The organism is Comamonas sp. A7-5, assembly GCF_039581385.1.
In the GTDB taxonomy this organism is placed as follows: domain Bacteria; phylum Pseudomonadota; class Gammaproteobacteria; order Burkholderiales; family Burkholderiaceae_C; genus Comamonas; species Comamonas thiooxydans.
Window position 1 is genome coordinate 68,979 of the sequence record NZ_JBCPWO010000008.1, and the last position, 25,376, is coordinate 94,354.

At 62.5% G+C, this 25,376-nt stretch carries 20 protein-coding genes; 16 read left to right on the forward strand and 4 right to left on the reverse strand.

The genetic code is table 11. The features are described from left to right. The first annotated feature begins 27 nt into the window (after positions 1–27). Together AAIL67_RS15520 and AAIL67_RS15525 are read left to right on the forward strand one after the other, a co-directional pair. A complete protein-coding gene (locus AAIL67_RS15520; RefSeq protein ID WP_343484339.1) occupies positions 28–1,017 on the forward strand; it encodes a tripartite tricarboxylate transporter substrate binding protein in 990 nt (329 codons plus the stop codon). A 260-nt stretch (positions 1,018–1,277) separates the two neighbouring features. Then, positions 1,278–1,970 carry a hypothetical protein gene (locus tag AAIL67_RS15525; protein ID WP_343484340.1) on the forward strand — a complete coding sequence of 231 codons (693 nt, stop codon included), beginning with the start codon at positions 1,278–1,280 and terminating at the stop codon, positions 1,968–1,970. Positions 1,971–1,977: 7 nt separating this feature from the next. On the opposite strand, the gene AAIL67_RS15530 is transcribed toward AAIL67_RS15525, so the two are convergent. Beyond that, positions 1,978–2,499: a YqaA family protein gene (locus AAIL67_RS15530; RefSeq protein WP_045838644.1), complete on the reverse strand. Its 522-nt coding sequence runs from the start codon at positions 2,497–2,499 to the stop codon at positions 1,978–1,980. Positions 2,500–2,789: 290 nt separating this feature from the next. Here AAIL67_RS15530 and AAIL67_RS15535 point away from each other — a divergent pair, with 290 nt between their 5' ends. The 8 genes from AAIL67_RS15535 to AAIL67_RS15570 all read left to right on the forward strand — a co-directional run bounded on the left by AAIL67_RS15535 (position 2,790) and on the right by AAIL67_RS15570 (position 10,589). Beyond that, complete coding sequence (locus AAIL67_RS15535) at positions 2,790–3,443, forward strand: M15 family metallopeptidase (protein ID WP_343484341.1); 654 nt, start codon at positions 2,790–2,792, stop codon at positions 3,441–3,443. A gap of 154 nt (positions 3,444–3,597) precedes the next feature. Next, complete coding sequence (gene dusB, locus AAIL67_RS15540; protein WP_343484342.1) at positions 3,598–4,662, forward strand: tRNA dihydrouridine synthase DusB; 1,065 nt, start codon at positions 3,598–3,600, stop codon at positions 4,660–4,662. Continuing rightward, complete coding sequence (locus AAIL67_RS15545) at positions 4,659–4,892, forward strand: Fis family transcriptional regulator (protein WP_003071135.1); 234 nt, start codon at positions 4,659–4,661, stop codon at positions 4,890–4,892. The genes dusB and AAIL67_RS15545 overlap by 4 nt, the downstream gene beginning before the upstream one ends. Before the next feature lie 87 nt (positions 4,893–4,979). Continuing rightward, entirely contained in the window at positions 4,980–6,578 is a 1,599-nt protein-coding gene (gene purH / locus AAIL67_RS15550) for a bifunctional phosphoribosylaminoimidazolecarboxamide formyltransferase/IMP cyclohydrolase (RefSeq protein WP_034353954.1), read from the forward strand. Between the two features lie 179 nt (positions 6,579–6,757). Next, on the forward strand, positions 6,758–7,210 hold the full coding sequence (locus tag AAIL67_RS15555) for a c-type cytochrome (RefSeq protein WP_034353951.1): 453 nt from the start codon (positions 6,758–6,760) through the stop codon (positions 7,208–7,210). 113 nt (positions 7,211–7,323) lie between these two features. Continuing rightward, the gene (locus AAIL67_RS15560; protein WP_034396527.1) at positions 7,324–8,019 is read left to right on the forward strand and encodes a hypothetical protein; all 696 of its coding nucleotides are present in this window, start codon (positions 7,324–7,326) and stop codon (positions 8,017–8,019) included. 311 nt (positions 8,020–8,330) lie between these two features. After that, entirely contained in the window at positions 8,331–9,815 is a 1,485-nt protein-coding gene (locus AAIL67_RS15565; protein WP_343484343.1) for an amino acid permease, read from the forward strand. Between the two features lie 138 nt (positions 9,816–9,953). Beyond that, on the forward strand, positions 9,954–10,589 hold the full coding sequence (locus AAIL67_RS15570) for a DNA-3-methyladenine glycosylase I (RefSeq protein WP_034354014.1): 636 nt from the start codon (positions 9,954–9,956) through the stop codon (positions 10,587–10,589). 33 nt (positions 10,590–10,622) lie between these two features. Here the strand turns inward: AAIL67_RS15570 and AAIL67_RS15575 are convergent, their stop codons facing one another. The 3 genes from AAIL67_RS15575 to AAIL67_RS15585 all read right to left on the reverse strand — a co-directional run bounded on the left by AAIL67_RS15575 (position 10,623) and on the right by AAIL67_RS15585 (position 14,814). Next, positions 10,623–12,395, reverse strand: a complete 1,773-nt coding sequence (locus tag AAIL67_RS15575) for an alkaline phosphatase D family protein (protein ID WP_224648851.1) — start codon at positions 12,393–12,395, stop codon at positions 10,623–10,625. A gap of 162 nt (positions 12,396–12,557) precedes the next feature. Next, positions 12,558–13,862 (reverse strand): glutamate-1-semialdehyde 2,1-aminomutase, encoded by a 1,305-nt coding sequence (hemL, locus tag AAIL67_RS15580; RefSeq protein ID WP_063664761.1) that lies wholly within the window; start codon positions 13,860–13,862, stop codon positions 12,558–12,560. Then, positions 13,846–14,814, reverse strand: coding sequence for a bifunctional hydroxymethylpyrimidine kinase/phosphomethylpyrimidine kinase (locus AAIL67_RS15585; protein WP_063664758.1), 969 nt, complete (start codon positions 14,812–14,814; stop codon positions 13,846–13,848). Before AAIL67_RS15585 ends, hemL begins: the two co-directional genes overlap by 17 nt. A 115-nt stretch (positions 14,815–14,929) precedes the next feature. On the opposite strand from AAIL67_RS15585, the gene AAIL67_RS15590 reads away from it, so the two are divergent. Genes AAIL67_RS15590 through AAIL67_RS15615 form a run of 6 tightly spaced genes read left to right on the forward strand, consistent with a single transcriptional unit; the run spans position 14,930 to position 25,343 of the window. Further along, positions 14,930–15,082: a rubredoxin gene (locus AAIL67_RS15590; RefSeq protein WP_034399566.1), complete on the forward strand. Its 153-nt coding sequence runs from the start codon at positions 14,930–14,932 to the stop codon at positions 15,080–15,082. 50 nt (positions 15,083–15,132) lie between these two features. Next, positions 15,133–15,537, forward strand: coding sequence for a response regulator (locus tag AAIL67_RS15595; RefSeq protein ID WP_003071158.1), 405 nt, complete (start codon positions 15,133–15,135; stop codon positions 15,535–15,537). Next, entirely contained in the window at positions 15,537–15,899 is a 363-nt protein-coding gene (locus AAIL67_RS15600; protein ID WP_003071159.1) for a response regulator, read from the forward strand. The genes AAIL67_RS15595 and AAIL67_RS15600 overlap by 1 nt, the downstream gene beginning before the upstream one ends. A gap of 15 nt (positions 15,900–15,914) precedes the next feature. Then, complete coding sequence (locus AAIL67_RS15605) at positions 15,915–16,442, forward strand: chemotaxis protein CheW (RefSeq protein ID WP_003071161.1); 528 nt, start codon at positions 15,915–15,917, stop codon at positions 16,440–16,442. 19 nt (positions 16,443–16,461) lie between these two features. Then, positions 16,462–18,705, forward strand: a complete 2,244-nt coding sequence (locus AAIL67_RS15610; protein ID WP_034353939.1) for a methyl-accepting chemotaxis protein — start codon at positions 16,462–16,464, stop codon at positions 18,703–18,705. 59 nt (positions 18,706–18,764) lie between these two features. After that, a complete protein-coding gene (locus AAIL67_RS15615; RefSeq protein WP_063664756.1) occupies positions 18,765–25,343 on the forward strand; it encodes an Hpt domain-containing protein in 6,579 nt (2,192 codons plus the stop codon). Positions 25,344–25,376 lie beyond the last annotated feature (33 nt).

Consider the following 25,376-nt stretch of genomic DNA (forward strand, 5'->3'; position numbering starts at 1 on the left):
TGTTTTAGGGGGGCATTGATGAAGGCCATGCTGAAGTGGCGCCGCAGCTGGGCAGTACTGGTTGCTGCAGCGCTGGCGGTGACGGCTGCGGGGATTTGGCATGCCCGTGCGGGCACGGCGGTAGTCCGTTTTGAAAAGCCCATCACCATCGTTGTGACCTTTCCGCCAGGCGGTGGCACGGACCTGTTGGCGCGCCGTCTGGGCGCAGCCATGCAGCAGCGTTTGGGCCAGTCCGTGGTGGTGGAGAACCGGCCCGGCGCCAGCGGCAATATCGGCGCGAGCGCAGTGGCCGAGGCAGCACCCGACGGCGCCACGCTGCTCATGGCCAACAGCTCGTTTGCCATCAACCCCGGTGTGTATCAGCAGCTGGACTTTGATCCACGCCAGGACTTCAAGGCGGTTTTCAATGCCGGCACTATTGCTTCAGTGCTTGTGGTGCCGGAGCACAGCAGCATTCATAGCCTTGCGGATGCATTGGCGCAGGCATCGGAGGAGCGACCTCTGGCCTTTGCCAGTTGCGGCAATGGCACGCCCCAGCATATGGCGGGTGAGATGCTGGGGCAGGCAGCGCACGTGCGGTTGCAGCATATTCCGTTCAAGGGCTGCGGTCCTGCCATTACCGCAGTGGCTGCCGATCAGGTCCCGCTGGGTGTGGTGACGGCCAGCAGTGCCGTCGCTTTGATGGGCTCGGGGCGGGTGCGTGCCATTGCCGTCACTGCGCCGGAGCGTGTGGCTCAACTGCCCGATGTGCCCACGGTGGCGGAGCAAGGCGTCAAGGCTTTTGCCGTGGAGCAGTGGCATGGAGTGCTGGCGCCGGCAGCCACGCCGGAGCCGATTGTGAAAAAGTTGCACGCAGTGTTGGTGCAGATTCAGGCCGATCCCCAGATGCAGGAGTCTCTGCAGAAGCAGGGCTATACGCTGGTGCAGCAGTCCCCAGCTCAATTCGGGGCACAGATTCTTGCAGACATGGACCGCTATGCCGTGGTGACCCGGAGTCTTGGTCTGAAGGTGGATTGAGCCCGCATGTCTGTCTTAGGGGGCTGCCGGTGGAGTAGACCGCGGAAACGGTCATCGGAATGCGCGCGAATGCTGCGGGCTATTTTTGTTGCTCATCAATCAATAGCTTCATGTACTTGTCGTACAAGGACTAAGTCAGAAAAACACTTGGATTGTCGGGCTGCCCAAGCTGTGTCACAGTGCTGCGCTAATCTTCTGCCAAGCGGTTGATTGCCGCAGAGCCACGCCTCTGAATAAAGCACATAGCAGGGAGGGAACTCATGTTTTTATACAAGCTGCTGCCGGTAGCGGTTGCAACTCTGGCCACGGCGGCCTACGCGGCCCGCCCTATGAATACTGATGATGCGCGCATCGTCGATGCCAAAGCCTGCCAGCTTGAGAGCTGGGTCAAAAGCCCCAAAGGACATACCGAGTTCTGGGCGCAGCCGGCCTGCAATTTCACCGGCAACCTGGAATTGACCATGGGAGGGGCTTTGAGCCGTGAAAGCGGCAGCACGCGTGGCAGCGCACAGATGCTTCAGGGCAAGACACTGTTCAAGACGCTGGAGACCAATGGCTGGGGTTGGGGGCTGGCTGCAGGCATGTCGCGCGACCCGCGTCGCGATGCGGGTGGCGGTCACGATATGTATGCCTATGTGCCCGTCAGCTGGTCGCTGGCTGATGACAAAGTGGTGTTGCACACCAATTTGGGCTGGCTGCGCGAGCAGGGTACGCGCAGCAATCATCTGACCTGGGGCTTGGGCAGCGAGACCCAGTTGCGGGAGCGCACCTGGCTGATTGCCGAGACTTATGGACAGGGCTCGGGCAAGCCTTTGGTGCAGGTGGGCATGCGTTACTGGGTCGTGCCGGACAGGGTGCAGATTGATGCCACATACGGCAACCGCATTGGCGAAGGCAATCAGCGCTGGTTTTCGCTGGGATTGCGTCTGCTGACGCCCTCGTTTCTGCCTTGAGATGGATCTAAACAAAGCGCTGAATGATCTGGTGCAGGCCTGCCGTCATCAAGGTATAGCGCAGGAATTTTCCAACTGCCATATAGGCGACGCAGGGCCAGAAAGGCAGGCGCACCCAGCCGGCGACCGCGCATAGCGGGTCGCCGACGACGGGCAGCCAGCTCAGCAGGCAGGCCTTGGCGCCGTATTTGCGCAGCCAGTAACGGGCGATGCGGTTCCAGCGTGACTTGTGGTGCATGTTCTGGGGCGGCGGCTCTCCATGTCGGCGCAGCTTTTTGGCCTTGTTCCAGGCCTGGTTGGCGGCCAGTCCCATCCACCAGCTGATGGCCCCACCCAGCGTGTTGCCCGCCGTGGCGACCACAATGGCGGGCCAGAACAGATCGGGGTTGGCTGAGACCAGTGCGGCCACCACGGGCTCAGAGCCCAGCGGCAGCAGGGTGGCCGAGACCAGGGCCACGACAAACACGGTGCTAAGGCCCAGCTCCGGCAGGGCCAGCCATTGCAGCAACTGATGTATCCACGCTTCCATAGGGCGGCTAGTTTAGGCGGGTCGCTCAATTCCCTGAACTTTGCATCCTGTCATTTCTCAGTCATCGGCCATAGTTGCAGGCTGTTGATATATGGTTTCTTATCCAAATGCGTACACAGGTGTTATCCGGTAACGCCAGATCAATGGGAGTAGGAATGGCTTTCAGCCCTCTAAAAAAAATGATGCGATCGAGTCAGGCAGCAGCCCTGGCAGTCGCTTTGCTTTTGATAGCTGGTTGCGCACCGAACATAAAGACCATCGCGCCGTCTGATGCCAGACCAGCGGTCACCGTGACTGCCGATCTGGTGCCGCTGGCGACGCTGGCGCCCGGCATCAAGCAGGACATGCGCTATGTCTCCAAGCACAACTTCATGGGCCGCCCCGTGGTTGGCTATGAAGCCGGGGTTTGCTGGCTCAGCCGCGTGGCTGCCCAATCTCTGGCAGCTGTTCAAGAGGAACTGGCTGGACAGGGGCTGGCTCTGAAGGTCTATGACTGTTACCGACCCCAGGCGGCCGTCGACGACTTTGTGCGCTGGGGTCGCGATATGGCCGATCAGAAAAACAAGGACATGTATTACCCGCGCGTGCCCAAGAGCGAGCTCTTCAAGCGTGGCTACATCGCCGAGAAATCGGGTCACAGCCGTGCCAGCACCGTGGACATGACGCTGCTGGTAGTGGATGCCAAGCGCGCCAGAAAGCTGGTGCGTGGCCCGCTGGCCGACGGTATCGAAGTGGACATGGGAACGCCCTTCGATCTATTTGACGAGCAGTCGCATACCGACAATGCCCAGCAATCGCCGGATGTGCAGCACAACCGCCGCTGGCTGCGCAGCCTGATGCAGCGCAACGGATGGAAGAACCTGCCAGAGGAGTGGTGGCATTACACGCTGGTCAGGGAGCCTTATCCCGAGCAGTACTTTGACATGCCGGTGCGTAAAAACTGAGACGCCGGTGCTGCATTGCCCGATAGTGACTCGCCTCGCAGGGTGATGCATGGAGTTTGGTTTTGCTGAAAATTTGAGCAGGTATAATTGCCCCCTCTTTTCCAGCGCCCGGTCTGTGCCAGACATTGCCTGCCGCAGAAACCAAATTCTCTCCATGCCCGCCCTGCACATTGGTCATATTCCATTGGCAAATCGTCTGTTTGTCGCTCCCATGGCGGGTGTGACGGACCGGCCGTTTCGTCAGCTGTGCAAGGCACTGGGGGCCGGTTACGCGGTCAGCGAGATGGTGACCAGCCGCAAGGATTTGTGGAACAGTCTCAAGACCAGTCGCCGTGCCAACCATGAAGGCGAGCCTGGGCCGATCTCGGTCCAGATTGCCGGCACCGAAGCGCCCATGATGGCCGAGGCTGCCATCTACAACATCGAGCGCGGCGCGCAGATCATCGATATCAACATGGGCTGTCCGGCCAAGAAGGTCTGCAACAAATGGGCGGGTTCCGCCCTGATGCAGAACGAGCCGCTGGCCGTGGAAATTGCCCAGGCCGTGGTGGAGGCCGCACGTCCCTACAACGTGCCCGTCACCCTGAAGATGCGCACAGGCTGGTGCGATACGCACAAGAACGCAGTTCTGCTGGCGCGCCAGTTTGAAGATGTCGGCATCCAGATGCTGACCGTGCATGGCCGCACGCGCGAGCAGGGCTACAAGGGCTTTGCCGAGTACGACACGATTGCGGCCGTCAAGCAGGCCGTCAAAGTGCCCGTGGTGGCCAATGGCGATGTCAACAGTCCCGAAAAGGCCCGCGATGTGCTGGCCTATACGGGGGCGGACGCCATCATGGTCGGCCGTGCAGCCCAGGGCAGGCCGTGGATCTTTCGCGAGATCGCGCACTTTCTGGCCACCGGCGAGCATCTGGCTCCTCCTCTGGTGGCCGAACTGCGTCGTCTGCTGCTCGAACATTTGCAAGATCACTACAGCCTGTATGGCGAGGGAGTCGGCGTGCGCAGCGCCCGCAAGCATATTGCGTGGTATCTGCGAGCTCTGCCGGGCGGGGAAGAGTTCAGAAAACACATCAACACTATTGAGGACTGTGCGGTGCAATGGCAGGCCGTGGCCGACTATCTGGATGCCTTGGGGCAGCAGATGGAGCGGATCCCGGCGGCCACGGCCGCTGCTGAACCAGGCAGCGAGCTGGACGAACCGGCAGAAATGGCTGCATGAGCAATCAGAATTTAGAACAAGTCGTCCGCGATAGCCTGGAGGGCTATTTCCGCGATCTCGAGGGCGAAACACCGGCCAATGTCTATGACATGGTGATTCGTCTTGTCGAAAAACCGTTGCTGGAGGTGGTGATGGGCCAGGCCGACAACAACCAGTCGCGCGCCGCCGAATGGCTGGGCCTGAATCGCAACACCCTGCGCAAAAAGCTGGTCGATCACGAGTTGCTCTGAACGACGAAGCTACCGAATCCATAGCTGCAAGCGCTTGATACATCTGCACTTGCAGCTTGTTTTTATCCAAACTTTGAATTGACGCCCATGAAAGCTCTGATCTCCGTCTCTGACAAGACCGGTATCGTCGAATTTGCGCAAGCCCTGCACGCTCTTGGCGTGCAACTGCTGTCCACCGGTGGCACCGCCAAGCTGCTGGCAGGCGTGGGCCTGCCCGTGACCGAAGTCGCCGAGGTCACCAAGTTCCCCGAGATGCTGGACGGCCGCGTCAAGACCCTGCACCCCATGGTGCACGGTGGTCTGCTGGCTCGCCGCGAACTGCCCGAGCACATGGCTGCTTTGAAGGAACATGGCATCGAGACCATCGACCTGCTGGTGGTCAATCTGTACCCCTTTGAAGCCACCGTGGCCAAGGCCGGCTGCACGCTGGCCGACGCCATCGAGAACATCGACATCGGCGGCCCCGCCATGGTGCGCTCCGCCGCCAAGAACTGGAAGGATGTGGGCGTTCTGACCGCCGCCGACCAGTACGAAGCCGTGCTGGCCGAACTCAAGGCGAACGGCAAGCTGTCCGACAAGCTGCGTTTTGCGTTGTCCGTGGCGGCCTTCAACCGCATTGCCCAGTACGACGGAGCGATCAGCGACTACCTGTCTAGCGTCAAGTTCGAAGACGAAAAGCTCAGCGAAGAATATGTGCCCGAGCGTGCCCTGTTCGGCGGCCAGTCCAACGGCCATTTCATCAAGGTGCAGGATCTGCGCTACGGTGAAAACAGCCACCAGCAAGCCGCCTGGTACCGCGATCTGTACCCCGCTCCCGGCTCGCTGGCCACGGGCGTGCAGCTGCAGGGCAAGGAGCTGAGCTACAACAATATCGCCGACGCCGATGCGGCCTGGGAGTGCGTCAAGAGCTTTGACACCCCTGCCTGCGTGATCGTCAAGCATGCCAACCCCTGCGGTGTGGCCGTGGGCGCGAATGCCTTCGAAGCCTATTCCAAGGCCTTCCAGACCGACCCCACCAGCGCCTTCGGCGGCATCATCGCCTTCAACCGCGCTGTGGACAAGGCCGCTGCCGAAGCCGTGTCCAAGCAGTTCGTCGAAGTGCTGATGGCTCCCGAGTTCAGCGCCGAAGCCCTGGAAATCTTCAAGGCCAAGGTCAATGTGCGCCTGATGAAGATCGCTCTGCCCGCCGGCGGCGCAACCGACTGGGACAACGGCCGCAACGCCATCGAGTCCAAGCGCATCGGCTCGGGCCTGCTGCTGCAGACCTCCGACAACCACGAACTCAAGCTGGCCGACCTCAAGGTTGTGACCGTCAAGCAGCCTACGCCCGAAGAGCTTCAGGACCTGCTGTTCGCCTGGAATGTGGCCAAGTTCGTCAAGTCCAATGCCATCGTCTTCTGCAAGAACGGCATGACCATGGGCGTGGGTGCCGGCCAGATGTCGCGCCTGGATTCGGCCCGCATCGCCTCCATCAAGGCCGAAGCCGCCAAGCTGTCGCTGCAGAACACCGTCGTGGCGTCGGACGCCTTCTTCCCCTTCCGCGACGGTCTGGACGTGGTGGTCGATGCCGGTGCCACCTGCGTGGCCCAGCCTGGCGGCTCCATGCGCGATCAGGAAGTGATTGATGCTGCCAACGAGCGTGGCGTGGCCATGGTCTTCACCGGCGTGCGCCATTTCAGGCACTAATTGCTCCCCCTGAGGCGCTATCGCGCCTTCCCCCTCTCTCGCTTTGCGGGAGGGGGACGACACCCTCGGTGCGCGACGGCGCTTCCTTGGTGTCTCTGGTTTTAGGGCGCGCCAGTTTTGTGCTTTGTGCTCTGTGGCCGGCATTTGCTGGCCATTCTTTTTTGAATCTGGTGCTTGGTATGACAGATCCCATCGACGACGAAGAAAACTATCCGCCCAGGCCGCGCTGGATTGGCTGGCTGATCGGGCTGGTCATGCTGGCGTCGGCCCTGGGCGTGGCCAATATCGGCTGGCGCATCATGCGGGTCAGCACGGCCGAGAAGGCGGCGGATGCGCTGGTGGCTGCCAAGCCCGAGCTGGCGGCGGCCCGAAAGCTGGTGGAGGGCGCAGATTGCATGCGCTGCCATGGTCTGGACCGCAAATTTGTGGGCCCGGGATTTACGGAGATCGCACAGAAGTACGGCTCGCAAGCCGATGCCCAGAGCTATCTGGCAGACAAGATTCGCAGCGGCAGCGTGGGTGTCTGGGGCAATGTGATCATGCCGCGTCACCCGCAAATCAGCGAGGCCGATTCTCTGCAGATGGCCCGTTGGGTGCTGTCGGCTCAGGCGCCATCGGCTGCGGCTCGATAAGCACGGTTGCTGAGATCCAGCGTGAATTCCAAGGCTGCCAGCGCTTTGCGCTGGCAGCCTTTTTTGCTTTGCAGCCTGCGCAGGGTGGCAGGCCTTGCTTTCATAATCGTCACATGAGAAAACCCGCGCCCACTCCTGTGCTGAGCCAAGCCGATCAAGCCCTGCACGGGCCTGTGCATGCCCCGGCCCGCCAGCGTGGCTTTGTCTTCTGGGCCATATGGGTGAACATCGCCACCTACGCGATCTATCCCACGGCCAACTGGCTGGCCAGCCTGCGCGACCAGCGCTATGACTTCATCACGCGCTGGGACGCCATGATTCCGCTGGTGCCGGAATTCATCTTTGTCTATTTCTCGTTTTTCCCGTTTCTGGCCCTGCCGTTCTGGCTGGTGGGGCAGCCCGGCACGGCGGCGCTGGGCAAGCGCCAGGTGTTGGGTACGCTGATCTGCGGTCTGATCTTCGTGCTGTTTCCGGCAAATTTGGCCTTCGAGCGCGCGATTCCCGAATTCGAGCCCTATCGCAGCATTTTTGCGACCATGTTCTTGGTGGACAAGCCGCACAACCTGCTGCCCTCGCTGCACATCGTCTACACGGCGCTGACCTGTCTGGCCATCTGCCAGGCGCAATGGCAGCGTGGTCGCTGGGGGCTGTGTCTGCTGATTGCGCTATGGAGCGCGGCAATATGTGCCTCAACCATGCTGGTGCATCAGCACCATGTGCTGGATGTGGTCACTGCGCTGCTGCTGGTGCCAGTGCTCTGCCTGCTGATTCGCCCGGCCGATGTGCCGCCGCAGCCTCCGCGCATCTGAGCCGGGCAGGATTGCTCTGCCTCGGGCCTTTTTTGAATCCTGCGTCAGTGCTCGCTTGCATGCAGGACTGCAGCGCGATTTTTGTGCGCGATGCAGGCTTCGTGAAGCGCGGGCCTGACTAGTCTGTTTTGAGATGGGTGTGCAGCCGGGCCTGCACAAAACATGCAGATGGACTGGTGATGCTGCAGGGAATCTGCGCATCATTGGTGAAATCCCTAGGATGCCTTTTTGACAAAAAGGACCGGGCCGAAAGCGCCGCGCCAAAAGCGTGGCTAAGAACGTGTTTACGTTCTCAAAGCCCGGGGATATGCATGCAGTGGCTGAAAACCAAAACCATTGAACAGGCGCTGGCCGATTCCGACGAGCCGGGCCGGCAGCTCCAGCGCACGCTGGGTGTTTTCGATCTGATGATTCTGGGCCTGGCCGTGGCCGTGGGCGCGGGGATCTTCTCGGTGGGGGCTCGCGCAGCCGGCAGCTTTGCCGGGCCGGCCGTGATCTTTTCCTTCATTCTGGCGGCCGCGACCTGCGCGCTGGCCATCATGTGCTATGCGGAGTTCGCCTCCACCGTGCCCGTCACGGGCAGCGCCTATACCTATACCTATCTGACGCTGGGCGAGGGCCTGGCCTGGATCATTGGCTGGAATCTGCTGCTGGAGATGATCTCGGCCGCTGCCGTGCTGGCCAAGTACTGGGGTATCTATCTGTCGGCCGTGTTCTCCACGGCAGGGCTGGAGATCGCGCAGAGTGTCGAGGTCGGCGGCTTCTCGCTGAACTGGGGGCCGTTCTTCATCGTGGCCGTGTTCACGGCCCTGCTGATTGCAGGCACCCAGGTCTCGGCCAAGGTCAACAACCTGTTCACCGTCATCAAGCTGGCGATCACCGTGTTTGTGATCGTCGTCGGCTTCACCTATATGAACACCGACAACTTCAGGCCTTTTGTACCCAGTGCACAGCCGCCCGTGGTGGCTCATGGCGTGAGCGGTGACCTGTGGGGGCAGCCCATGCTGGCCTGTTTGTTCGGTGCCGAGCCCAGCCAGTATGGCTGGCTGGGTGTGATCTCGGGCGCATCGCTGGTGTTCTTCGCCTTCCTGGGCTTTGATGTGGTGGCAACCTCGGCCGAAGAGGTCAAGGACCCGCAGCGCACGCTGCCACGCGGCATTCTCGGCGGGCTGGTGCTGGTGACGGTACTCTACATCCTGGTCACGCTGGCGCTGACCGGCATGGTGCCCTATACGGCACTGGCCAGGGCCGAGAACCCGTCGCTGGCCACTGCATTCATTGCCGTGGGCGCCGGCTGGGCGGCGCAGGTCATCTCGGTCGGCGTGCTGATCGGCATGACCACCGTGGTCATGGTGCTGCTGATGGGCAGCTCGCGCGTCTTGCTGGCCTTGTGCCGCGACGGCCTGCTGCCGCGCAGCTGGGGTGTGACATCGGCCAGGCGCAAGACGCCGGTTCGCCTGCAACTGGCTGTGGGCGTGATCGTGGCGCTGCTGGCAGGCTTTACCAAGGTGGAGCTGCTGGAGGAGATGATCAACATCGGCACGCTGTCGGCCTTTGTGCTGGTCAGCATCGGCGTGCTGGTGCTGCGCAAAAAGCGTCCCGACGCCGGAGCCGGCTACCGCGTGCCTTTTGTGCCTGTGCTGCCAGTGCTCTCGGCCCTGCTGTGCTTTTATCTGATGCTGAATCTGACCACGCTGACCTGGTTGCGCTTTGTGGGCTGGATGGCGCTTGGTGCGGTGATCTACATGGCCTATGGCATGCGCCATTCACGCCTGGCCCAGGCACATAAAAAGTGAGCTGTTAGCGCTTGATATTCATTGATTTCAATATGTTTAATATCTGAAATCATTTGATATCAAGCGCAAGAAGCTATCAAAAAAAAAGCCCTGGAGGGAACGCTCTGCAGGGCTTTTGCATTGGTTAGAGTGCTGGGCATGAGTACCGAACCCACCGAGACCACGCCGACCCGCTCCCCCACCCAGTCCGCCGAAGACGGCCAGCAGCGCTGCCGCTGGTGTCTGGCCACGCCGGGCTATGTGCACTATCACGACCGCGAATGGGGATTTCCGGTGGGCAGCGATCAGCGCCTGTTCGAGAAACTCTGTCTGGAAGGCTTTCAGTCCGGCCTGAGCTGGCTGACCATTCTCAACAAGCGCGAGAACTTTCGCGCGGCCTTTGCGGGTTTCGATTTTCATCGCGTGGCGCAGTTCGGCGAGGCCGATGTGCAGCGCCTGTTGCAGGACGCGGGTATCGTGCGCCACCGCGGCAAGATCGAAGCCGTGATCAACAACGCCCAGCGGGCCATCGAAATGGTCCAGGCCGAAGGCTCTCTGGCCGCGTTCTTCTGGCGCTATCAGCCTGCTGTGCCATCGACAGGCACGACCATTCAGGCCCAGACGCCGGAGTCGCAAACACTGTCCAAGGAGCTCAAGAAGCGCGGCTGGAAGTTTGTCGGGCCGACCACCATGTATGCGCTGATGCAGGCCATGGGCATGGTCAACGACCATGCACCGGGCTGCATCACCAGAGCTGAAGTGGAACGCGCCAGAGCCGCTTTTCAGCGGCCCTGAGGGCGGGCTTGTTCCGCCTTGCCGGCCTAGGGGTCAGGCCTTGACCAGCAGCCCCGGCGCGCTGGCCAGAACTTTCATGGAGGCTTCGGTGCTGGCGGTGAACTGGCGGTTGCTGATGGTGTTCACATATATCCAGTCGGCGCGGCAGGCATCTGCCGTGGCCGTCACCAGCATATAGCCGCGGCGCGAGGTGTCGCAGTATTTGAGCGGCTTGATGAGCTGCTGCAGCGCAGCGGCCAGCGTGGCGGGGTCTTCGCCCGGCAGGTATTCCTCGAAGCCCGGCGAGCTGACCGAGGAGGTCGCAAACTCCACGCCCACGGCCTTGCCGTTCATGTCCTGCAGCTCGCTGGCCCAGGCGTTGTGCGTGTCGCCGGCCAGCACCACCAGCTTCTTGCCGAGCTGACGCGCGGAGCCCAGAACGGTCTCGCGCGCGGCCTGGTATCCGTCCCAGGCGTCCAGGTTGTAGGGAATCGAGGGCTGGGCCAGGATGGCCTGCTCCTGAGGCGTGAGTGTGGCCGGCGCGGTCTGCGCCTTGGCAACCAGCGCTGCGTACTGCGAGACCGATACGCCTGCACCGGCTTGAATGGTCTCCATGAGTATGGGCGCGGGAATGTTCATGCGTCCCATCAGCACCTGCTGGCCCAGTACCTGCCAGGTGGCACGGGAGGCCGCCATCTGCTGCTGCAGCCACTGTGTCTGGGTCTGCCCCAGCAGCTGGCGCGCCGGGTTGGCCATGGCCGTGGCGAAGCCCGCCGAGTCGATGCCGTCAGAGGTCATGAAATCCGCATAGTCCAGCTGCTTGTCGCGGCCTATCACGCGGGTGTCCAGCATGTGCAGCGAGACCAGATCGCCAAAGTCGAAGCTGCGGTAGATCCGCTCGGCGCTCGCGGTGCGCGTGGGCATCCACTCGTGGTAGGCCTGCATGGCGGCGGCCTTGCGCATGGCGAAGTCGCCCTCGCCGGGCTGGTGATTCTCGGCTCCCGCACTCCAGGTGTCGTTGGCAAATTCGTGGTCGTCCCAGATGGCAATCATGGGCGCGGCGGCATGCAGGGCCTGCAGGTCGGCATCGCTCTTGTACTGGGCATGGCGCTCGCGGTAGTCGGCCAGCGAGAGAATTTCTCCGGCAGGATTGACCAGGCGGCCCATGGCCTCGGCCTGGGTCGAGGCATAGCCGCCGCGCGCGTATTCATAGATGTAGTCGCCCAGGTGCACCGTGGCGTCCAGGTCGCTGCGCCTGGCGGCATCGGCGTATACATTGAAGTAGCCGGCCGGGTAGTTGGCGCAGGAGAAGACAGCCAGTCTGACCTGGGCCACCGAGCCGGTGGGCAAGGTGCGCGTGCGTGCTGCCGCCGAAGTCACGCCATGGGCGCGGAAACGGAAGTGGTAGGCCGTGGCTGGCTTGAGGCCGGCTGCATCGATCTTGACCGTGAAGTCCCTGGCGGCGGTGGCGCTGCTCTCGCCACGCGCCACGATGGAGGCGAACGCCGCGTCGCTGGCCAGCTCCCATTGCACGGGAATGTCTGCCTGGTGGCCGGCGGGCGGGGTGACGCGGGTCCAGAGCATCACGCGGTCGGACAGCGGATCGCCGCTGGCCAGGCCATGGACGAAGCGGACTTCGGGGGCGGCCGGCTTGGCCTCTGTCTGGCTGCCATCGCCGCCGCCGCAGGCCGCGAGCGGCAGCACGGTCATAGCGCCGGCGCTCCAGGCCATCTGGCGCACAAAGCGGCGGCGGTTCAGGTCACTGGCTTCGGCGGCAGTGTCTTTGAGCAGGTTGTGCAGCGTCGGCTTGCTGGATTCGTCGGTCATGGTGCTTTCATTGCTGACAAAAACGCGAGCGTGGCAAGCGTCCATGACGTGGCTGTGAAACGCCGAGCCGCTGCGGCTGAAGCCGGTGCAGGCGCAGTCCGCCGCTACCAATGAAAAAGCCCTGCAGACATGGTCTGCAGGGCCTGTTGGACGGGCAGGGATTTACAGTGTCTTGAACACTTCGCGGGCCGCTTCGATGGTGCGGTCGATATCTTCGTCGCTGTGCGCCGCGCTGACAAAGCCTGCTTCATACAGCGCCGGGGCAAAGTAATGACCGCGCTCCAGCATGCCGTGGTAGAACTTGTTGAAGACCTTGCCGTCGGTCTTCATGACCTGGGCGTAGTGCGTGGGCAGCTCGGGCAGGAAATAGAAGCCGAACAGTCCGCCTTGCCAGTCCACGCTGAAGGGAATGCCGGCGGCATTGGCTTCGGCCTTCAGGCCCTGCATCAGGTGGCCGGTCTTGAGGTGCAGCTCGGCGTGGAAGCCGGGGCGGCTGATCAGCTCCAGCGTCTTCAGACCGCAGGCCGTGGCAATCGGGTTGCCCGACAGCGTGCCGGCCTGGTAGACGGGGCCCAGCGGCGAGAGCTTTTCCATGATCTCGCGGCGGGCACCGAAGGCAGCCATGGGCATGCCGCCGCCGATGACCTTGCCCATCACGGTGATGTCGGGCGCAAAGCCTTCGATTTCCTTGGCATACAGGCTTTGTGCGCTGCCCAGGGCGACGCGGAAGCCCGTCATGACTTCGTCATAGATCAGCAGCGCGCCATGCTCGCGGGTCAGCTCGGAGATGCGACGGGTGAAGTCCACCGAGGCGCGCACAAAGTTCATATTGCCGGCAATCGGCTCCATGATTACGCAGGCAATGTCGCTGCCCATCTTGGCAAAGGCCTCTTCGAGCTGAGTAACGTCGTTGTACTCCAGCACGATGGTGTCCTTGGCCACATCGGCAGGCACGCCTGCCGAGGAAGAGGCGCCGAAGGTGGCCAGGCCCGAGCCGGCCTTGACCAGCAGGGCATCCGCATGGCCGTGGTAGCAGCCGTTGAACTTGATGATCTTGTTGCGGCCCGTGTAGCCGCGCGCCAGGCGCAGCGCGCTCATGCCGGCTTCGGTGCCGGAGCTGACCAGACGCACCATGTCCATGCTGGGCATGAGGGCGCGGATCTTCTCGGCCAGCACCACTTCACGTTCGGTGGGGGCGCCGAAGCTGAAGCCTTCGAGCACGGCGGCCTGCACGGCCTCGACCACTTCGGGGTGGCCGTGGCCCAGGATCATGGGGCCCCAGCTGCCGATGTAGTCGGTGAACTGCTGATCGTTCTGGTCCCAGAAATAAGCGCCTTGCGCACGTTTCACGAAGCGGGGTGTGCCGCCCACGGCGGCGAAAGCGCGCACCGGCGAGTTCACGCCGCCGGGGATCACGCCCTTGGCGCGCTCGAACAATGCAGTATTCAGATCAGTGTTTTGTGTCATGAGAGGGAATCACAAAGCCTTCAATCGGCTTGGAGTCGGGTTCGTCATTGGTGGCATCTTCGGCCTGCTCGTCTTCGGACTCCTCGTCCTCGGTGGGCTGGGCCCAAAACAGGCGATCGGGCAGATAGTGGCCCATGCCGGGGCGAAAACCTGCATCCAGGCTGTGGTCCAGGTATTCCAGTGCCTCCAGCGTCGCGGCGCCCAGATCGTTGCCGGTGGCCAGCAGGGCCGTAATCGCAGCGGACAGCGTATCACCGGCACCTGTGAACGTGGCGTCAAACATCTCGTACTTGCTGTTGCCCAATACGGACTGGGCGGTGGTCAGCACGTTGTCCACGAACTGGTCGGGCAGGGGGATGCCGGTCACCAGCACATAAGGCACTTCCAGTGCCTCGGCGGCCATGGCAATGTCCCGCGCCGTGGGCGCACGGCTGTTTTCCCATTCAGGCAGCAACCAGCGCCACAGCGTGTTGTGGTTTCCAACCAACACCGAGGTTTGAGGCAGGACAAGCTCCTTGAACGCGTCGAGGTACTGATCCTGCTTGTCGTCCTCCCACCAGGACAGGTCCGGCATGTAGCTGATGATGGGAATGTCGGGGTAGTCCGATGAGATAGTGGCAATGGCGGCCAGGTTGGCAGGGCTGCCTACAAAGCCGACCTTGATGGCGGTGACGGCAATGTCCTCCAGCACCATGCGCGCCTGCTCGGTCACCGCGTCATCGTCGAGTGCAAAGTGCTCGTAGATGCGAGCCGTGTCTCTGGCGTAGGCGCCGCAGGCCACGGGCAGTGCGTGACCGCCGATGGAGGAGATGGTGGCGATGTCGGCCGAGAGCCCGCTGGCTCCGCTGGGGTCACTGCTGTTGAAAGACAGCACGCAGACGGGTGCTGATTCTGTCGCTTCTTCCTGGCGGGTGCGGCGAGGGGGAGTGGAGGAGATGGGGTTCAATGCCATGGCGCACCCCAGTTTGCACCCGGGAATGCAAGGGTGGGAGCCGGGGTTGTGACTAGATACAATCGTTGCATTCTATGTGAAGCCCCTTTAAGCTGTGACTGACCCTAAAACCTGGATGTGTTTGACCTGTGGCTGGCTTTATGACGAAGCCCAAGGCTGCCCCGAACATGGAATTGCTCCAAACACCCGCTGGGAAGATGTGCCCATGAACTGGACATGCCCGGAATGCGGTGCACGCAAAGAAGATTTTGAAATGGTGGAAATCTGAGTGCAAGAGTCGCTCACTCCATCAACGACCGAATTGGGAGGAATTTCACCGTGACAGCATCTGGTGCGCCTTTGCGCGTTCTGGTCGTGGATGACAGCAATACCATCCGCCGCAGCGCTGAAATTTTCCTCAAGCAAGGTGGTCACGAAGTTCTTCTTGCCGACGATGGCTTCGATGCCCTGTCCAAGGTCAATGACTACCAGCCCCAGCTCATCTTCTGCGACATTCTGATGCCCAAACTCGATGGCTATCAGACCTGCGCCATCATCAAGCGCAATGCTCGCTTTGCCAATACGCCCGTCGTGATGCTGTCATCCAAGGACGGTGTATTCGACAAGGCTCGCGGTCGCATGGTGGGCTGCCAGGACTATCTGACCAAACCGTTTACCAAAGATCAATTGCTGCAAGCCGTACAACAATTCGCGCTGCAAGCTGCAGATGTGGGAGCTGCATGATGACAATTCAAAAAGTTCTGGTCGTTGACGATTCCAAGACGGAGCTGATGGCTCTGAGCGATATTTTGCAAAAGCAGGGCATGCAGGTGCGTACCGCGGAAAATGGCGAGGAAGCCATGAAGCGCCTGGCCGAAGACAAACCCGACCTGATCCTGATGGATGTGGTCATGCCTGGACAGAACGGCTTTCAGCTGACCCGCGCCATTTCTCGCGATCCCCTGTATGCCGATGTGCCCATCATCATGTGCACCAGCAAGAATCAGGAAACCGACCGGGTCTGGGGCATGCGTCAGGGTGCACGTGGCTATATCACCAAGCCCGTGGATGCCGCCGAGCTCCAAGCCAAGATCGCAGCGCTATAACGAGCCGCGCTGCTTATGGCGAACCGTGAAGCCCTCCGAGATCTTCAATCCCGTCTGGCCGGGCGCCTGCAGGCAGCACGCAGCGAAGGCGTCAGCGTTGCTGCCTGGCTGGCAGTGCAGGCTGGCGGGCGGGATTATTTGCTGCCGCTGAATCAGGCAGGAGAAATCTTTCCCTGGACCGGCGTTCAGCCCGTCCCATACACACAGGCCTGGTTTCTGGGCATCGCCAATCTGCGCGGTGCTTTGATGGGGGTGGTGGACCTGGCTCAATTGCTGGGGCATGGAAGTGTCCGCAATGAGCAGGAACTGATGGACTGCAGCCTGCTGGCCTTCAACCCTGCCTTGGAGGTCAACGCGGCCCTGCTGGCCGATCGTCTGCTGGGCCTGCGTGCCGCAGACGCGTTTTCCAAGGCCGAGCCTGCGCCTGAGCGTTCCCCGAGTTTCTTCGGAGCCGTCCATATCGATGCGAGCGGCCGCCGCTGGCAGGAGCTGAAATTGCAGTCCCTGTCTCAAACCGCCAAATTTTTGAGCATTCGTGCTTGAGGTTCCTGGATACAGCGCTATGTCCTTTGCACAGAAAATAAATCAGTTGTTCCGACGCAAGCCCATCGCGGCTGCCGTCAGTGGTGATAGCGGCATGATGGGAGACACGGTCGTACAGGATATGTACGACGGATCGCTCAATAGCGTGCAGGGGGCACCTTCCGTCTTCGGCGTCGAGGAGGCCAGTCGCGCGGACGAACTGGTGAGCCTGCCTATTCTTGGTACGGCCACGACTGCCAAGCATCAGCGCACCTTGTTTACCTTGCTGGGTGGCTCGGTGTTGGTGCTGGTGGTGCTGTCGGCATGGATGCTGCGCGAAGCAGGCAACTCCAACCAGCAACTGGCGGCGACCGGCCAGGCATTGATGCAGTCGCAACGTCTGGCCAAGTCGGTCTCCATTGCCATGACGGGAGCCGCTCCTGCGTTTGCCGACGTCAAGGACAGCGCCGGTGTTTTGGCGCGCAACGTGCGAGCGCTGGCTGCCGGCGATTCCGATCTGGGCGTGAACGCGCTGGGTGGTGGTTTGCAGGACGAGCTCAGCTCCATCAGCACCCTGATGGAGCGAGCGGAAAAGAGCGCCGGGCTGATTCTCGGACAGCAAAAGACTCTGACTCAAGTGGGCGACGCGCTGCGCACCATCAACCGTCAGTCCTCCGATCTGCTGGAAACCGCGGAAACCATTTCTTCGCTGAAGCTGCAGCAAGGCGCTGGCGCAGCCGAGATCTCTGCTGCTGGTCAGCTGGTGATGTTGACTCAGCGTATTGCCAAGTCTGCCAACGAATTCCAGACCCTGGAGGGCGTGAGTCCCGAGGCCGTTTTCCTGCTGGGCAAGGACTTGAATTCCTTCAAGGAAATCTCCGAAGGTCTGCTCAACGGCAGCGCTGAAATGCGGCTGTCGGCTGCACGTGATCCTCAGGTGCGCGAACAGCTCGAGACGCTGATCAAGCAGTACGACGATACGCGTACCCAGGCCAGTGCCATTCTGGGCAATCTGCAAGGGCTGGTGTCGGCCCGGGAAGCGCAGACCAGCATCAACAATGACAGCGAACCGCTGCGTCAGCAGCTGGAGCAGCTGCAGACGGCGCTGCAGGGGCTGGGGGGGGCCAGCATGCTGCAGCTGGCGCTGCTGGCCATCGCCATTTTGACCGCGGTTCTGAGCGGTATCGGCATCTCGCGCGTGCAACTGCTGGACAGCCGGGCGCGCCAGCAGGAAGCCGAGCGTCACCAGGTCGATGCCCGTTTGCAGGAGCAGGAAGCCAAGCGCATCAACGACGCCAACCAGGCGGCTATTTTGCGTTTGATGAACGAGTTGCAATCGGTGGCCGAGGGCGATCTGACGCAGGAAGCCACCGTGACCGAGGACATCACGGGCGCGATTGCCGACTCGGTGAACTACACGGTGGAAGAGCTGCGCGCTCTGGTGGGATCGGTGCAGAACACCGTGACCCGCGTGGCCCAGACCACCGAGCAGGTGGACGTCACCTCGACCGAGCTGCTGGCTGCATCGAACGAGCAGCTGCATGAAATTCGCGAAACCGGCAAGTCGATTCTGGACATGGCCGGCCGTATCAACAATGTCTCGGCTCAGGCGCAGGAATCGGCCCAGGTGGCCCGTCAATCGCTGCAGGCTGCGGACTCGGGTCTCAAGGCGGTGCAGAACGCCATCGGCGGCATGAACTCCATCCGCGATCAGATTCAGGATACCTCCAAGCGAATCAAGCGTCTCGGTGAGTCGTCCCAGGAGATCGGTGAAATTACCGAACTGATTTCGGACATTACCGAGCAGACCAACGTGCTCGCATTGAACGCCGCCATTCAGGCTGCGTCTGCAGGTGAAGCAGGTCGCGGCTTCTCGGTGGTGGCGGAAGAAGTGCAGCGCCTTGCCGAACGTTCCGCAGACGCCACGCGACAGATTGCCGCGCTGGTGAAGGCCATTCAGACCGACACCCAGGATGCGGTGGCCGCCATGGAGCGCTCTACCCAGGGCGTGGTGGAAGGGGCTCGTCTGTCCGACTCTGCCGGTACTGCACTGTCTGAAATCGACAGCGTGTCGCGCCGACTGGCCGAGCTGATCGAGCAGATTTCCAACTCCACATCACGTGAAGCCAACATGGCCAACGGCGTGGCGGAAAACATTCAGCACATTTTTGCAGTGACCGAGCAAACCGGTGAGGGAACCCGCACCACTGCGCAGCAGGTGCGAGAGCTCTCCCACATGGCTGAAGAGCTGCGTCAGTCTGTTTCCCGATTCAAGATTGCCTGATTTGACTGGCTCTTTCTCTCGTAAAAATGCACAACCCTTGAGGGTTAAGGAACTAGAGCATGTCAGTGGTTGACGACTCGCCAATACGTACAGCCATGTCTGCAACTGCAGAGCAGGATCTGGGCCCGCTGGCCTGGGTGCTCGATGAAGTGCGCAAGTCGCTGGAGGCAGCGACCAAGGCTGTGAGCCGTTTCATGCGCGATGCGGATGCAGCCCGTTTGTCTGATCTAGAGGAGTTGGATACATCTGCACTGCGCATTGCACGCCAGCAGCTGCATCAGGCCTGCGGCGCTCTGGAGATGGTGGGGGTCACCGCCCCGGCTCAGGTGCTGCGCAGCATGGAAGCTGCGGTCAACCGCTTTGTACAGCGTCCCGAATACTGCACGCAGGAAGCCGCGACCACGCTGGAGCGCACGCACTTTGCGCTGATGGAATTCCTGGAGGCCGTTCTGGCCGGTCAGCAGGTCTCGGCCGTAGCCCTATTCCCTCAGTACCGTGAGACCCAGGTGCTGGCCGGCAATGACAAGGCCCACCCGGCTGACCTATGGCCTGCCGAGCGCCGTGCACGCGAGCCCCGCTGGACCGGGACCATGCCGGAGCCGCTGGCCTATGGTCCACATGCACGTGCCATGCTGGACGGTGTGGTGCTGCGCATGGTCAAGAGCGACGACCGCGAGGCGGCAGCCCAGATGTGCGAGCTTTGCCGGCGCTTTGCGGCAGCTCAGTCCGAAGATGTGGCGGCGCGCAGTTTCTGGAAGATTGCTGCGGCCTTCTTCGACGGCCTGGCACGTGGACTCATCACTGCCGATATCTACGTCAAGCGCATGGCTTCGCGCGTGCTCATGCAGTACGCCAGCATGGCCAAGGGCGACAGCCTGCCACCCGCACGCCTGCTGCAGGACCTGATGTTCTTTTGCGCGCAGGCCAGGCCCCGCGAGCAGGCCGGCGACAGCCTCAAGGCCGTACACGAGGCCTATGCCATGGAGCAGATGCCGGTGGTGGACTACCACGTGGCGCGCTATGGCCGCTTCGATCCCTCGGTGCTGGTGCAGGCGCGCAAGCGCATTGCGGCCGCCGCCGAGACCTGGTCAGCGGTAGCCGGCGGCGACCGCAGCAAGATCAGATCCATGGCCGAGCAGTTCGGGCTGGTGTCGGAGTCGCTGGTCAAGCTGCAGCCTGTCAGCCACGGGCTGGCGCGCGCGCTGATTCGTGTGGCGGAGACGGTGGAGCGCATCGGCGAGCCACCACCGGCCGAGCTGGCCATGGAGGTGGCGACCGCGGTGCTGTATCTGCAGGCCAGCTTCATGACGGCCGGGCATGACGACGAAATACAGGCAGCCCAGTCCAGCGTGCTGGTCCAGCGTCTGGATGCGGCTTTGCATGGCGCGCAGTCCGAGCCGCTGGAAATCTGGATGGAGGAGCTCTACCGTCAGGCCAGCGACCAGCAGACCATGGGCTCGGTCGTTGGCGAGCTGCGCATCACCCTTGGCGAGGCAGAGAAGCAGCTGGATCTGTTCTTTCGCAATCCCGCGGACACCTCGGTGCTGGCCTCGGTACCGGGCCAGATGGCGCAAATGCGTGGTGTGCTGTCGGTGCTGGGATTCGAGCAGGCTGCGACCGCCATGCAGCGCATGCGTGACACCGTCGAGCACCTGATGCTCGGTGAGGTGACGGTCGAGAATCAGCCTCGCATCTTCGAGAAGCTGGGCAGCAGTCTCGGCGCCATGGGATTTCTCATCGACATGCTCAGCTACCAGCGCAATATGGCGCGCAAGCTGTTCGTCTATGACGAGGAAAAGGACGAACTGCGCATCGTCATGGGTCATAGCCGCAGTCGCGGCCCCGAAGCCTTCCGTCCCACCGTGGATATTCCCATGGATGGCGTACCGTCTTCTGGACAGACTCCGGTCGCGTCGGCTGCCGTGATTGCTGCGTCGGCAGTGGAGCCCTCGGTCGCCGCACCGCCACCGCCTGTCGAAGTGAGACCAGTTCCCGTTGCTGTGGCGCAGCCAGAGCAGCTGCAAGTCAGGCACATCGAGGACGAGGACACCCCGCCGTGGGCAGTGACCGAGCCAGGTGCCTTGCCCGAGTTTGAGGCAGCACCCGCACCAGCCGTGGCAGAGTCGGTCGGCGTTGGCTCCGATGCCCTGGCCGATGCCATGGCTCAGGTGTTTGCGGGCATGCAGTCGGGCAAGCAGGCAACTGACGAGGCGGATGTCGCTCGGGATCTGGCTGCGGCAGTCGCAGCTCCTGCGGGCGTGCCTGCGGCTGCTACGGTGCCGGCAGCCGAACTGAACACTGTAGATCTGGACGGCGACGATGAGCTTCTGTCCATCTTCCTGGAAGAAGCCCGCGAAGTCGTGGATAACGGCTTGCAGGCCCTCAAGGCTTTGGCGGACGAGCCCGGCAATCTGAGCGAGCAGACCACGCTGCGCCGTGCGTTCCACACGCTCAAAGGCAGCTCGCGCATGGTGGGGCTGGATGAGTTTGGTGAAGCCGGCTGGGCCATGGAGCAGATGCTCAATGCATGGCTGGCAGAGCAGCGGCCCATGCCGCAGGCCATGCAGCAGCTGGCTCAGGATGCATTGAAGGCCTTTGCCGTCTGGGCACAGGATATCGAAAACCAGCAGGCGCAGAACTGGTCGGCCACGGCCTTCCGTGCCGCTGCAGACGCCATGCGTCTGCAGGGCGAGCGTGCCGAGGTGGCCCTGGTTCCGCGTCGCGGCGAGCGCGCCCAGGGCCTGGAGTCGGCCGAGGCGGCAGCCGCCGCGGATGCCCCCGTGCTGGAGCTGCCTGTAGCGCCCGAGCCGATCGCCGAGCTGCAGTGGCCACTGGAGCCACAGACCGTGGCCGCAGAGCCCGTATTTGCGATGCCGGAGCTGGAGTTCCCGCAAGAAGAGCTGTCTGCGCAGCCAGATCAGGAGCCGGTGGCTGAGCTGGAGGCGGCAGCAGCCGACTTTGCCTTGCCGGAACTGGATATTCCAGACGACCTGCTGCATCAGCTTCAAGCGACCGATGCGCTTGACGTGTCCGCGCTGCCAGCTCTGGAATCGGCGGCAGAGCCCGAGTGGATAGAAGAGGGCGCCGGGGAGGTTCAGCCTTCGCTGCAGGAAATCACTGCGGCAGAAGAGGTGCAGGAGCTGGATTTTGCCGCCTTCGAAGCGGCCATGCGTGAAAGCGAGCAGGCTGCCATAGACATGCAGACTGCCGTGGAGCCCCCCGCCATGGACGCAGCTACCGGGGTGCCGGCCGCTGTGGAGATGGCGCTCGAGCTGCCGTCTGCAGAGGCTGCGATCGAGCTGGAGGCCATTGAAGCCTTGCTGGATGGCGTGCCCGAGCCAGTCATGGCCGAAGAGCCCGAAGTCTCGGCGATTGAGCCGGTGCTCGAACAGACCGAACAGACAGGTGAGCCGGACGACGGCTATCGCAATATAGACGGGCTGCGCATCAGCGCAGCGCTGTACAACGTCTATCTCAACGAAGCAGACGAGTGGTCAGAGCGACTGGGTGAGGTGTTGCAGCAGTGGTCGCAAGAGCCGGCTGCCGTCATTCCCGACGACGCGATCGCGCTGGCGCATTCCCTGGCAGGCAGCTCCGGCACTGTGGGCTTCAAGGCCTTGTCGGAGCTGGCGCGTTTGCTCGAGCATGCACTGCTGCATCTGCAGCCTCAGGGCTATGCCGGCGCGCTGCAGATTCAGCAATGCGTGACCGCATCCGATGAAGTGCGCCGCTTGCTGCATCAGTTTGCGGCAGGCTTCCTCAAGGACGCTTTACCCGCTGTCGAAGACGCGCTGCGTGAAATCCTGAATACTCCGATCGATGCCGGTGCAGCAGCTGAAACTGCCGATCTTGAGTTGTCCGATCTGGCAGAGCTGGATGAGGCCGAGTGGCCCGAGGTGCAGGCGCTGCAGCCGCCTGCAGATCCCAAGGACTTGCCGCTGGACTTTGCTGCCGAGCTTTCGCAGGATGGGGCCTTGCCCGAGCTTGCGGGTGATGGACTCAAGGATGTGGCCGAAGAAGACGCGGGAGCATCGGCAGCCGACCCGTTGCTGGATGCCGTGGTAAAAGCCGCAGATCAGGCACCGTATTCCATGGTGCCTGCCGCAGGCAGCGTGGAGCATGAGGCCGAACTGCAGCGCCGCATCGATGAAGCCATCGCGCTGGCGGTGCATGCCGGTGACGACGAAGACGATATCGATGTGCTCGATCAGGTCGATGCCGACCTGTTTCCCATTTTCGAGGAAGAGGCCATCGACCTGCTGCCCAAGCTCGGTGCTGCACTGCGCCGCTGGCATGGGCGCCCGACGCTGGATGAGGCTCGCAACGAAGCCCTGCGCGCTTTGCACACTATCAAGGGCAGTGCCCGCCTGGCGGGTGCCATGCGCATGGGCGAGATGGCCCACCGCCTGGAGTCGGCGGTGGAGCGTATTGACCAGGAGCGTCCCGCAGCCGAAGCGATCGAGCCGCTGCTGAGCAGCTTTGACGCTTTGCAAGCCAGCTTCGATGTGCTGCGCATGGCTGGTGAGCAGGAGCCCGAGCAGCCGCTGGCTCAACTGGACGATCTTCTTGCTCAGGCGCCTCTGCATCTGAGTGCGGCGGAGTCTGCTGTAGAGCAAGCAGCGGATGCTCCAGCCGGAGAGAAGACTGCCGCAGATTTTGAGCAGGCCATTGAGCTGCCGGCGCCGGTGGTGCCGCGTCCTGCGTCGCAGCAGACCGTGCGTGTGCGGGCGCAGCTGCTGGACCGCTTGATTTCCCAGACCGGTGAAGTGCTGATTGCCCGCTCGCGTGTCGATGCGCGGCTGTCGCAGGCGCGTTCGGCGCTCAATGATTTGACGGGCAACCTGGAGCGCCTGCGCATGCAGCTGCGCGACATCGAGGTGCAGGCCGAAAGTCAGATGCAGTCGCGCCTGGCCCTGTCCAAGGACACGGCAGCCGGTTTCGATCCGCTGGAGTTCGACCGCTTCACCCGCGTGCAGGAACTCACGCGCATGATGGCCGAATCGGTCAACGACGTGGCCACCGTGCAGCGCAATCTGCAGCGGGATCTGGCCGCTGCCGAAGACGATCTGGTGGCCCAGGGCCGGCAGGCACGTGATCTGCAGCGAGATCTGCTGCGCACGCGCATGGTGGAGTTCGACTCCTTTGCCGAGCGTCTGTACGCCGTGGTGCGCCAGACGTCCAAGGAAATGGGCAAGCAGGTGCGCCTGAACATCCTGGGCGGCACCATCGAAATGGACCGCGGCATGCTGGAGCGCATGATGCCGGCCTTCGAGCATCTGCTGCGCAACTGTGTGGCTCACGGCATCGAGTCGCCCGAGCGGCGCCAGGAGCTGGGCAAGCCGGCTGTCGGCACCATCGAGATCGTGCTGAGTCAGGAGCGCAACGACGTGGCGCTGTCCGTGGAAGACGACGGGGCCGGTCTGAACCTGGAACGGATTCGCGCCAAGGCCATCAGCCTCAAGCTGTGGACCGACGAGCGTCATATGACGCTGGAAGACGCGGGGCGCCTGATCTTCGAGCCGGGCTTCAGCACGGCCGCCGAGGTGACAGGTGTTGCCGGCCGCGGCATCGGCATGGATGTGGTGCGTTCCGAAGTCAACGCCCTGGGCGGTCGTATCGAAACCCATACCGAGCCAGGCCGCGGTAGCGCCTTCCGTCTGGTTGTGCCGTTGACCACGGCCGTGACCCAGGTGGTGATGCTGCGCATGGGCGCCGTGTCCATGGGCGTGCCCGCCAACCTGGTGGAAATCGTGCGTCGCGTGCCCGTCGATGTGCTGGAGGAGAGCTACCGCAAGCAGGAGTTCCAGGACGGCAGCGAAGTCATGCCTTTCTATTGGGCCGGCGCGCTGTGGCAAACCTCGCTGCGCAGCGAAGAAAACCTCGGTCGCACGCGCCCCGTGGTGATTGTGCGCAGTGCCTCGCAGCGTGTGGCGCTGCATGTGGACGAAGTGCTGGGCAACCAGGAAGTGGTGATCAAGAACCTGGGCCCGCAGTTGTCGCGTCTGCCAGGCCTTACCGGCATGTCCGTGCTGCCCTCGGGGGCCGTGGTGCAGATCTACAACCCGGTGGCGCTGGCCAACGTCCATGGCGAGCAGGTGCGTGCCATGCTGGCCAGGGCCGAGCAGGCCGCAGCCGATGGCGAACTGCAGGCTCATTCAGGCGGTGCCGATCTGCTGGGCGCCGAAGCTTCGCAGACCACGGTGCCGCTGGTGCTGGTGGTGGATGACTCCATCACCGTGCGACGCGTCACCCAGCGTCTGCTGCAGCGCGAAGGCTACCGCGTCACGCTGGCCGCTGACGGGCTGCAAGCCATGGAGCGTCTGCAGGACGAGCGCCCGACCCTGGTGCTGTCGGACATCGAAATGCCGCGCATGGACGGCTTTGATCTGTTGCGCAATATCCGCGCCGATCAGACGCTCGAAGGCATGCCGGTGGTCATGATCACTTCGCGCATTGCCCAGAAGCATCGCGAAATGGCCCGCGACCTGGGAGCCAATCACTATCTGGGCAAGCCTTATTCCGATGAGGAACTGCTGGGGCTGATCCAGCATTACGCTTTGCAGCGCAGCGGCCCCGCGCCTGAGCGCAGCCCGCTCAACGGGCTTGCGGCCGAGGAGCCGGGAGTGGCTGTCGAATAAGGTTTGCTCCTTATAACAAAGCGGCTTGCGCCG